Raw genomic sequence first — 10,704 nt, 5'->3', positions numbered from 1 at the left:
TCTTTGTAAAAATAATTTTATGGTATTGGTAACAGGCGGTGCAGGTTTATTAGGTAAGGAATTGATCACACAATTACTGGCGCAGGGAAGGCAGGTAAGAGCCATCTATAATAAAACACCGCTTGCTGATTTTCGTTCTGCAAATATTGAACAATGGCAATGCAATATTCTGGATGTGGTGGGCCTGGAAGAAGCAATGCAGGGCATTGAACAGGTATATCATTGTGCTGCGATTGTTACTTTTAATCCAAAAAGAAAAATGGAGATGTTTAAAGTAAACATCGAGGGAACAGCCAATGTTGTAAATGCAGCTTTGGAAGCCGGGGTAAAAAAAATGGTGTATGTAAGTAGTGTGGCTGCATTGGGCAGAATAAGAGAAGACGAGATCATTAATGAAACGATGAACTGGACGGAAGAAACCAGCAATAGTAATTACGGGCAGAGTAAATATTTGGCCGAAATGGAAGTTTGGCGTGGTATTGGAGAAGGATTAAATGCAGTAATGGTAAACCCGGTTGTCATTCTCGGCGCAGGCGATTGGGATGGGGGCAGTTCGCAGTTATTTAAAAACGTATACAATGAATTTCCATGGTACGCCGAAGGCACAACAGGATTTGTAGATGTAAGGGATGTGGTAGAAGCAATGCTGCAATTAATGGAAAGTGATATTACAGCACAACGATTTATTATAAGTGCCGAAAATAAAAGTTTTCAGGAGCTGTTTAACCTGATTGCAAATGCATTTGGTAAAAAGGCACCGCATAAAAAAGTAACGCCGTTAATTGCTGCATTCGTATGGCGTTTGGAGGCAATAAAAAGTAAATTCACAAAAAAAGATCCGCTGATCACAAAGGAAACTGCAAAAACAGCTATGGCAAAAGTAAATTTTGATAACAGCAAGCTTAAAAAATATTTACCTGATTTTAAATACCGGAAAATTGAAGATACGATCAATGATACCTGTGCACTATTTTTCCAAAAGCTTAACAAAGAGTAGCTTATTTTTGTAACAACACCAGTACGGTTTACACTACTGATTATTTCAATTATTTTCATTTGTGTTTATGAGCGTAATTCCTGGCAAACCAAATCACATGAAAAAATTCCTTTTACTTATAGCAATTACTTGTTCAGGCATTACCTGTTTTGCGCAATCTGCCAGCTTTTATATTTCAGGAAAAGTTGTTGATGCAGTTACAAAAGTACCCATGCAGGGCGCTTCAGTATTTGCGCAAAACACAACACAGGGAGCAGTAACCGACGGAGAAGGAAATTTTAAGATCGGTTTACCCAACGGAGGTTACGACCTGGTAATAACTTTTACCGGTTATCAGACAGAAAGCAAAAGAATCAGCACTGCTGATGCTAATGATAAAAACCTGGTGATAGAACTAAAGCTGAAAGAAAAGGCCCTGGAAGATGTGGTCATCACTTCCAGCAATGAAGTAAAAGATGGCTGGACAAAGTACGGCGATTTTTTCCTGGAGAATTTTATTGGCAAAACAGAAAACAGTAAATCCTGCACTATAAAAAATAAAGACGACATTCATTTCTTCTTTTCTAAAAAGAGAAACCGGCTTAAAGTTACGGCAACGGCTCCTATTGAAATTGCCAATGAGGCATTAGGGTATAACATCAGGTACACCATTGATTCTTTTACCTATGAATACAATACCCAGGTTACATTGTACACCGGCTATCCCTTGTTTGAAGAAATGCAATCTGCCGATACCGCCAGGCAAAATATATGGGCAGCCAACAGGTTGAAAACCTATAAGGGCTCTATATTGCATTTTATGCGTAGCCTTTATAACAGGCAGCTAAAGGAAGAAGGTTTTGAGATTCAGTTTTTGGTAAAAACAATTGATAAGGAGAGTGCGGTGGTATTGCCAAACGTATACAATGCGATGAATTATCATAAAGAAGATAGTACGCAAACAGTTGAAGTACTGCCGAATCAGAATAATGTAGCTGTGTTGTATAAAAATGAAAAACCGGAACAGGCTTATACTGATGCTAATCCCGATGAACCGGCAAAATTTCAGCTTACCGTGTTGGCTTTTGTACCTGCCGAATCGATCATTATAGAACAAAACGGGTATTATTACGATCAAACTGACATCACCATAAACCAGTATCTCAGCTGGAAAAAGATGGCAGATATGCTGCCATATGATTTCAAAACCCCCTGAATTTGCGCAGTTATTGGCTAAAATGACGCACTTACAAAGTTATCTGTAAAGAATCAACAATTTTGTTGATTCTTTGTCTTTAAATACCAGGGTCAAACTTGTGTTATTATTGGTGCACCAGGAATCCGGGTATTTCAGTACCTATATGAGAATACAGCTTGAACAATAAATCCGTACACTATTAAATTACCCTGATTAATAAAATCGGGGTTTTTTAATTACATTCATACTTATAATAGATTTTTGTTGAAATTTTTATTCTTACTTCTTGCTTATTTTACTCCGTTCTTACTTAAGTGCCAGGACTTTAATTATGTGCACTATGATACCAAAGAAGGTCTTGCAGGTTCTACCGTTTACAGCATGTGCCAGGATAAAGAGGGTTTTATGTGGTTTGCCACAGAAAACGGCCTCAGCAGGTACGATGGCACACATTTTAAAAATTTTACAGTAAAAGACGGCTTGCCTGATAATGAAGTGCTGAAGGTTTTTGCAGATGGCAAAGGAAGGGTATGGATTGCCACATTCAGCAAAGAATTATGTTTCTACTATCAAGGTAAAATACACAATAAGGAAAATGATAGCCTGATAAGAAAAATAGATTTGGATGGAAGTTTATATACCATTGGCGAAGATAATAATGGATTTATAGCTATGGCTACAGCCCGGTCCTCTTTAAAAATAATTACTCCTGGTGACAGTATTATTAATTACAGTTTTGATAAATTGTTTACAAAAGAAAATATCTACGGAGCCAGGATTACTGTTGAAACTGGAAAATTCTATCTTCTTAGTGAGAATTTTGGTGTATTCAAATTTGATGAAAAAAACTATAATTGGATTTTTTTACCTGTTGGTCCTATCAATAAGTATAAGAATAAAAATATAAAGATTAGACCAGATTCATTTTTTGCCGGAATTGAATACGATAAATTTGTAATTAAAAAAGGCTTTTATTTTCATGGTGCACATATTTCGAACTCATCTAAAAATGGTTTTTTACAGTATTTAGGTACTACCGACGGCGCCTGGAGTATTGATACTGTTGCTTTAATACCGGATAAGCATTATTTGCCTGGGGAAAAGATAAGTTGTGTAGTTGAAGACAAAGAAAAAAATCTTTGGTTTAGTTCACTTGGAGATGGGGTATATAAGCTTTTGTCTCATTCGATAAAGTCATTTGTTTTTTCATTGGATAGTAAAACAAACTCTAACGAAGTTTTTAGTATTGTAGAATTTAACAAAGGCGTTTTGGCAGGAAGGGATGCAAGTGAAGCTGAATTTATAAACAGTGATTTTGCAATTAAACATATTAATTACAACCTGAATGAGCAATACTCAGGTACTTCTACGGGAAGTAACCGATTGTATTCAATGATAAAAATTTCTAAATCCTTAACCATACTGGGCTTTGATAAATTTTTGGTTAAATTAGAAAATGATAAATCATTTTTTAATTATGTATTTCCTGTAAAATCAATAGACAAAATTGATGATAACAACATTCTTGTAGGTACTTCTTTTTACACCTTTAAAATGAGACTGAGTGATCTGCAGATCACTGATACCATCTGGAGAGAAAGATGTACCAAAGTATTTTACCTTAATCATAAATACTATATCGGTACATTAAAGGGGCTTTATGAAGTAAACGAAAACAAAACCTATAATTACCTCGGAAATTTACACCATGCCCTCACACGCAGGATAACTGATATTAAAGCAACAGACGATAACACATTATGGATATCAACAAGCGATAATGGAATTGTTGCTTTAAAAAATAATACAATCATAAATGCAATTAATGATAGCACGGGCTTAAGCAGCAATATCTGCAAAACCCTTTTTATAAAAGACAAAACATTATGGGTAGGTACAGATAAGGGCATTAATAAAATCAACCTCCAAGATGGAAAGTACCAGATCACTAAATACAGTACCTCCGACGGATTACCATCTAATACCATTAATGCGCTTTATATTAGGGATAGCATAGTATGGGTTGGTTCCCCCGCAGGGCTAACCTATTTTAATGAAAATAGTATCTCTGATTTTTCGATGTGCAATTTGAAGCTATTGGGGATCACCGTTTCCGGCAAAGAGTATAAAATGGATACTACTATTCATTTATCTTACAATAACAATAATATACATTTTGAGTACGCAGGAATTTCTTTCAGGTCCGGCGGAGAAATTATGTACCACTATAAACTTACGGGGCTTGACAATGATTGGAAAACAACGACACAAAATAACCTGGATTATAAATCTTTACCCGCCGGTGATTATAAATTGGAATTGTATGCTGTAAATAAATATGGCGTAAAAAGCAATACCCTTCTGATTGATTTTTCTATTGCAGCCCCTTTTTGGAAAACAGGTTGGTTTTACATTGTAATAGCAGTCTTGACAATATCCGGGATCAGCTGGATGTTTAATAAGCGAAATAAAAAGACACGGCAAAGGCTGGAGGAAAAAAATAACTACCAAAAGCAGTTAGCGCTGCTGGAGCAGCAGGCTTTACAGTCGCAGATGAATCCACATTTTATTTTCAATTGCCTTAATTCAATACAACAATATATTCTCACAAACGAAAAAGAAAAAGCCAATCAATACCTTACGGGTTTTGCTGCACTTATCAGGCAAACACTGGATATCTCTTCTCAAAAATCAATAACGGTTTCCGAAGAAGCTTCCTATTTAAAAAAATACCTCAACATGGAACGTATGCGTTTTGGAGACACTTTCAACTATAGCATTACCATAAATAACAATGTTAAGGCCGATTATATACATATGCCTGCATTATTGTTACAACCTTACGTGGAAAACAGCCTCCGTCATGGTATAAGATATAAAACAGATGGAGCAGGAAAAGTAATCATTGACTTTTGTGTGAAAGAAAACAGGTTGCATTGCACCATTAAAGATAACGGAATAGGCAGAGATAAAGCAGCAGCGTTTAAAAGCAAACAGCACATAGAATACCAGAGCAAAGGAATGAGTTTAACCAGTAAACGTATAGAGCTACTGAATTCAGTTAATGAAAACAAAATTGTGGCAACCGTAACAGACTTACTAAATGACGACAATACGGCAGCAGGTACCGTAGTAGAAATAAATATACCCATATAATATGCAAACCATTTCAACCATAATAATTGATGATGAACCCGGGAATATTGTTACACTTTCAGAACTTACAAAACAATATTGCCCGGATATTGAAATAGTTGGAACGGCTCCCGATCCAATAAAAGGGTATGACCTGATAAAAGATACAGAACCTGAACTTGTTTTTCTTGACATTGAAATGCCTTATGGCAATGCTTTTGATTTACTCGACAGGCTTTTACCGGTAACCTTTGAGGTAATTTTTGTAACAGCCTTTAATGATTACGCTATCAAAGCATTTAAGTATGCCGCATTGGATTATCTTTTAAAGCCCGTAAATATAAATGAACTGAAAGAGGCGGTTAATAAAGTAAGTAACCGGATAAAGGAAAAAAATATTAATAGCAGGATCAACAATTTATTGAATAATCTTAAATCAGAAAATGCAGGCCTGCAAAAAATTGCCTTGCCAACAGCGGATGGTTGCCATTTTGAAGACATTGGTAATATCATGTATTTGCAATCCGAAGGAAGCTATACCTATATTCATCTTAAAACGAAAGAGAAAATTCTGGTATCTAAAAACTTGAAACTATTTGAAGATGTGCTGCCTCCTGCAACATTTTGCAGGATACACCATTCAAGCCTTATTAATATCAACTATGTTAAAAAATATTATAAAGGCAGGGGCGGCTATATTCAGATGGAAGATGATACCTGTATAGAAATTTCTATCAGGAAGAAGAATGATTTCTTTGACCGGTTTAAATAATACTTATTTTCCCATCACCTTATCCCACAACTCCGGTATCCTCTTGATCCATACTAATTCTCTTTGTACGATACCGGCTTCTTTTGCAGGAGCACCCCAATAGGTTTTATTGCCTTCAAGATCGCCACCTACACCGGTACGGGCAAGCAACACAGCATTCTCGCCAATGGTTAGTGTTTTATTAATGATCACACCACCCCAGATAGTTACCCCATCTTTAATAATAGTGCAACCACCAACTACAACATTAGCTGCAACCAGGCAGTTTTTACCAACCACAGTATCATGCCCGATATGGATGATATTATCAAATTTAGTTCCCTTGCCAATCCTGGTATCGCTGCTTACACCTCTGTCAATGGTGCAGCCTGCACCAATTTCCACATCATCTTCAATAACCACTCTGCCACAACTTGGCATTTTTTTATACCATACTTCACGGTCTTTTTTGGTGTTATAATAAAATGCATCGCTGCCAATCACTGTGCCGCTTTGTATCACTACGTTGTCTCCGATAATACAATGATCCATTATTGAAACATTAGGATAAATGATGCAATTTTTTCCGATGTGTACATGGTTACCAATAAAAGCTGTGGGATAAATAAAACTTCCTTCGCCGATTACTGCAGTATCACTAATAGTTTTTGTTGTTGGTTCAAACGGACGAAAATGTGTTGCAATTTTACAATACGCTTCAAAGGGATTATCAACAATTAATAAAGCTTTACCTGCTGGTATTGCAGCTTCTTTATTGATGATGATAAAACTTGCAGCACTGTTGATACATTTGGTATAGTATTTAGGATGATCAACAAAAACAAGGTCCCCGTTTTCTACGTTGTGTATTTCATTAATGCCTGTTGCGCTTGCAGTAACATTACCCAAAAGTGTAGCGCCGATAAATTCGGCAATCCATTGCAGCGAAACCGGAGAAGGAAATTGCATAGTAATAATATTTTTGCAAAGGTAATGCGCTTTGCATTTATCCCGCTTTTGTAATAAAAATGCATCAAACCGCCTTTTTTGACCTTTTATGCAAAAATATTTTCAGTTTTTTTTATTTACCCAAAATGCTGAAAATGACTTTTTAAAAACAGCTTAAAAAATATACAGCAGTAAAAAAAAATAACAGCAGTCTTTTATAATTAAAAAATCGGTTCCGCTGAAAGTATAGTAAAATCAATACTTTCAGCGATTTCTTTTTTTCGTCTGTAAATTTTTTACAAAAATAATATTTCAACTAGCATGTGTTTTCGCTTTAAAAATCATGCAATCAATAGTGCTATTATCCACAGCTATATAAAAAATGTTAATAAAATTTTTTGGAAATAATTTTATGTTAGCAAAAATTCTTTTTAATATTGTGTAGGGAATTTGGTTCCCGGTACTTACTAACCCATCTATATAACAAAGCCTGGCTATCAAATGTCGGGCTTTATTATTTTTATCAACCCTTCTTTTTACTTTTACAACAGCAACATAAAACTGCAAACCCATCCCATGCTGCAAGATGATTTTATGATCAGCACCGATAAATCAAAAATTGATATCAGCGTTGTGTATAATTATTTAAGTAAGGAAAGCTATTGGGCAAAAAATATCCCGATGGCAATTGTTCAAAAAGCAATTGAAGGCGCTTTTTGTTTTGGTATTTATAAAAAAGAAAATGGTGGTGCTCAGGAATCAATCTTACATACCGGCATGCAGGTGGGTTTTGCAAGAGTAATTACCGATAAAGCCACCTTTGGTTACCTGGCTGATGTTTTTATACAGGAAGCATATCGTGGTAAAGGGCTAGGCAAATGGCTGATGAAAGAAATTATGGAGCATCCGGAGTTGCAGGGTTTCAGAGGATGGATGCTGGGTACAAAAGATGCCCATAGTTTATATGAACAATTCGGGTTTAAACGGTTGCAGCATTCTGAAAGAATTATGCGGTTGAGTTTATTGGAGGGTTATCCCGGAGAAGGAGTTACGGGTTAATTGATTGTTTGGTACTAATCAACAAAGTCACTACATAACCTCTTATAAAAACAACAATCAATTAAGCCGTAACCCGTAACTTTTTTACCCGTAACAAAACAACCCCCCAACCTCCAATTAATCCTTATCTTGCAAAAAATAAAAATATCACATGCTTAAATCAATGACGGGTTTTGGAAGGGCAGAACAAACCGTAAACGAGAAAACTTTTTTAGTGGAGATCAAAGCCCTTAATGGAAAGCAACTGGAACTGCAATTGAAATTGCCACCATTACTAAGGCCTTACGAATTTGAAATAAGAAATACTTTACAGGAACACCTGGTACGTGGTACTATCGACTGCTTTATTAATATCAAACAAAACGGCACCACAAAACCGGTTAATATTAATACCGATTTAATTAAAGCCTATTACCGGCAGATTGAAGAACTGGCAGGAGAGCTGAAAATTGACACCAACTCTGTATTGAGTGCCCTGCTCCGTTTACCTGAAGTAGTAACACCTACCAATGACGTACTGAACGAAAATGATTTTGTAGAATTTAATAAAGTTTTAATTGCTGCATTAAATAACCTTAACCAGCATCGTACCGAAGAAGGCAATGGTTTGGAAAAAGACCTCATCAAAAGAATAGACAATATTAAAGAACAGGAAGAAGCCATCTTGTTACTGGAGCCTAATCGTAAAAAAAGAATCGTTGATGAGATCAACCAGTTATTGGAAAAAAATGTAGGGAAGGAAAATATTGATAACAACAGGATGGAACAGGAACTCATCTACTACATGGAAAAAATAGACATTCATGAAGAGCAGATCCGCTTGCGCCAGCATTGCGAATATTTTAAATCGATATTACAGGAACCGGAAGAAGGTAAAGGGAAAAAACTATCATTTATTTTACAGGAAATAGGAAGGGAGATCAATACCACCGGAAGTAAAGCCTATGATGCAGCGATACAAAAATGTGTGGTAAAAATGAAAGATGAATTGGAAAAAGCCAAAGAACAGGTTTTAAATGCGCTGTAAAAAAATACAATCATACACTAGCCGCTGGCTAAAGACGTAACAATATACCTTTAGTTGAATTATGAAATTGAAAAGTAGTTTAATAGTTTGCTGCCTGGCCCTTGCAGGCCTGCTACTTGCATCTTGTTCGCAACTGGCCACTTTTGAAAAAGATACCGCTATTCCTGGCAACCAGTGGAAAAGCAGTTTTGAGGTAAAAGGCAGTTTTGCCGTTACTGATACAGCCGCTGCTTACAATACATATATAGTACTACGACATACCGATGCCTACAAGTATAATAATATATGGCTTAATGTAGGTATACAGCCTCCGGGCGACAGTATGCATTACCAGAAATTTGACCTTACATTAGGCGCCGATGCTACCGGATGGTTAGGCTCGGGCATGAATGATATATGGGAGGTAAGAGAATTGTATTTCAGGGGGGTGCGTTTTAAAAATTCAGGTACCTATAATTTTACTATTACACAGGTAATGAGGGAAGATCCGTTACCTGGCATAATGAGCGCCGGCCTCAGATTGGAAAAACAATAACGGGCATAAAACTAAAAAACCTGTTGTCTCTGTAGCCCTATCTGCTCGTTTTAACAAAACAATTCTTTATTTTGCATATTATGAAGAAACTGACAGTCCTTACCATTCTGTTTATACTTGTGATGGTCAACAGTACCCGGGCACAACGATACGATTATGTACAACAGGGAGATTTTGGTGTAACATTGGGTGCGGCACATTATTTTGGAGATATTAATACCAGGGCAGCTATCAACCGGCCAAAACCGGCACTCGGTTTATTTTTCCGCAAACAATTTGGCAATTATGTAGGCATGCGTATTGGCGCCCATTTTGCACAGGTTGGTTATAGCGATACCTACAGTAAAAACGACTACCAGAAAACAAGAAACCTCAGCTTTAACTCCAATATATGGGAGCTTGCAGTACAGGGAGATTTTAATTTCTTTAAATTTATACCAGGCGATCCGGAACATGCTTTTACCCCCTACGTAACATTGGGTGTAGGTGTTTTCAGCTACGATCCTTATGCCTACCTGGATGGTAAAAAAGAATTTTTACGTCCGTTGGGAACCGAAGGGCAGGTACTGGGTTATAAAGGAAGAAAACAATACAGCACCATGGCATTCTGTATCCCGTTAGGTGTAGGTATGAAATATAATATTACCGAAAAAATGAACCTCTCTTTTGAAGTATCTAACCGGTTCACCACAACAGATTACCTGGACGATGTGAGTACTACCTATATCGGCGCCGGCAGGTTTGCCACTTTGCCCAACGGGCAACCATCCACAGCTGCTTTATTGCAGGACCGTTCTTACGAACTCGATCCTAATAATATATTAGGTGTAGAAGGCAGGCAGCGGGGATTTAGTAAACAACGTGATCAGTATATTTTTGCTGAAATTGGTATTTCCTTTAATATCAGCAGCTACAGATGCCCCAGTTCAAACTAAAACTATCTTTTTATAGTGTATGCCCCGAAATTTTCGGGGCTTTTTTTTGTTCTTACAAAAATTTGACTATATTTACATTCTCCCCCAAACAAATAATTGATGGCTTACCTCATCAATTTCAGATTCCCTACCGAAGAATA

General features: G+C 36.6%; 9 protein-coding genes. 8 read left to right on the top strand and 1 reads right to left on the bottom strand.

Annotated features, from left to right (window positions below; all coding sequences use genetic code 11):
* The first annotated feature begins 19 nt into the window (after positions 1-19).
* The 4 genes from ACYVM0_RS23445 to ACYVM0_RS23430 all read left to right on the top strand — a co-directional run bounded on the left by ACYVM0_RS23445 (position 20) and on the right by ACYVM0_RS23430 (position 6,081).
* Positions 20-997, top strand: a complete 978-nt coding sequence (locus ACYVM0_RS23445; RefSeq protein WP_460561241.1) for a Rossmann-fold NAD(P)-binding domain-containing protein — start codon at positions 20-22, stop codon at positions 995-997.
* Positions 998-1,094: 97 nt separating this feature from the next.
* Positions 1,095-2,192 (top strand): carboxypeptidase-like regulatory domain-containing protein, encoded by a 1,098-nt coding sequence (locus ACYVM0_RS23440; protein WP_460561239.1) that lies wholly within the window; start codon positions 1,095-1,097, stop codon positions 2,190-2,192.
* A gap of 246 nt (positions 2,193-2,438) precedes the next feature.
* Entirely contained in the window at positions 2,439-5,330 is a 2,892-nt protein-coding gene (locus ACYVM0_RS23435; protein WP_460561237.1) for a sensor histidine kinase, read from the top strand.
* 1 nt (position 5,331) lies between these two features.
* A complete protein-coding gene (locus tag ACYVM0_RS23430) occupies positions 5,332-6,081 on the top strand; it encodes a LytR/AlgR family response regulator transcription factor (RefSeq protein WP_460561235.1) in 750 nt (249 codons plus the stop codon).
* Between the two features lie 3 nt (positions 6,082-6,084).
* Here ACYVM0_RS23430 and ACYVM0_RS23425 read toward each other — a convergent pair whose 3' ends face one another.
* Positions 6,085-7,029 (bottom strand): UDP-3-O-(3-hydroxymyristoyl)glucosamine N-acyltransferase, encoded by a 945-nt coding sequence (locus ACYVM0_RS23425; RefSeq protein WP_460561233.1) that lies wholly within the window; start codon positions 7,027-7,029, stop codon positions 6,085-6,087.
* A 480-nt stretch (positions 7,030-7,509) separates the two neighbouring features.
* Here ACYVM0_RS23425 and ACYVM0_RS23420 point away from each other — a divergent pair, with 480 nt between their 5' ends.
* The 4 genes from ACYVM0_RS23420 to porG all read left to right on the top strand — a co-directional run bounded on the left by ACYVM0_RS23420 (position 7,510) and on the right by porG (position 10,564).
* Complete coding sequence (locus tag ACYVM0_RS23420; protein WP_460561231.1) at positions 7,510-8,067, top strand: GNAT family N-acetyltransferase; 558 nt, start codon at positions 7,510-7,512, stop codon at positions 8,065-8,067.
* Positions 8,068-8,218: 151 nt separating this feature from the next.
* Positions 8,219-9,094, top strand: coding sequence for a YicC/YloC family endoribonuclease (locus tag ACYVM0_RS23415; protein ID WP_430988007.1), 876 nt, complete (start codon positions 8,219-8,221; stop codon positions 9,092-9,094).
* Positions 9,095-9,155: 61 nt separating this feature from the next.
* Positions 9,156-9,629 carry a gliding motility lipoprotein GldH gene (locus tag ACYVM0_RS23410; RefSeq protein WP_460561229.1) on the top strand — a complete coding sequence of 158 codons (474 nt, stop codon included), beginning with the start codon at positions 9,156-9,158 and terminating at the stop codon, positions 9,627-9,629.
* Positions 9,630-9,709: 80 nt separating this feature from the next.
* On the top strand, positions 9,710-10,564 hold the full coding sequence (gene porG / locus ACYVM0_RS23405; protein ID WP_460561227.1) for a type IX secretion system protein PorG: 855 nt from the start codon (positions 9,710-9,712) through the stop codon (positions 10,562-10,564).
* The last annotated feature ends 140 nt before the right edge of the window (positions 10,565-10,704 follow it).

Source organism: Ferruginibacter profundus, from assembly GCF_054783275.1.
Note: the sequence above shows the minus strand (reverse complement) of the source record. Positions and strands in the feature narration are given on the sequence as shown.

Coding starts and splice junctions, on each gene's coding strand:
- ACYVM0_RS23445 (WP_460561241.1), top strand. CDS start 20: ATGGTATTGGTAACAGGCGGTGCAGGTTTATTAGGTAAGGAATTGATC.
- ACYVM0_RS23440 (WP_460561239.1), top strand. CDS start 1,095: ATGAAAAAATTCCTTTTACTTATAGCAATTACTTGTTCAGGCATTACC.
- ACYVM0_RS23430 (WP_460561235.1), top strand. CDS start 5,332: ATGCAAACCATTTCAACCATAATAATTGATGATGAACCCGGGAATATT.
- ACYVM0_RS23425 (WP_460561233.1), bottom strand. CDS start 7,029: ATGCAATTTCCTTCTCCGGTTTCGCTGCAATGGATTGCCGAATTTATC.
- ACYVM0_RS23420 (WP_460561231.1), top strand. CDS start 7,510: ATGTCGGGCTTTATTATTTTTATCAACCCTTCTTTTTACTTTTACAAC.
- ACYVM0_RS23415 (WP_430988007.1), top strand. CDS start 8,219: ATGCTTAAATCAATGACGGGTTTTGGAAGGGCAGAACAAACCGTAAAC.
- ACYVM0_RS23410 (WP_460561229.1), top strand. CDS start 9,156: ATGAAATTGAAAAGTAGTTTAATAGTTTGCTGCCTGGCCCTTGCAGGC.
- porG (WP_460561227.1), top strand. CDS start 9,710: ATGAAGAAACTGACAGTCCTTACCATTCTGTTTATACTTGTGATGGTC.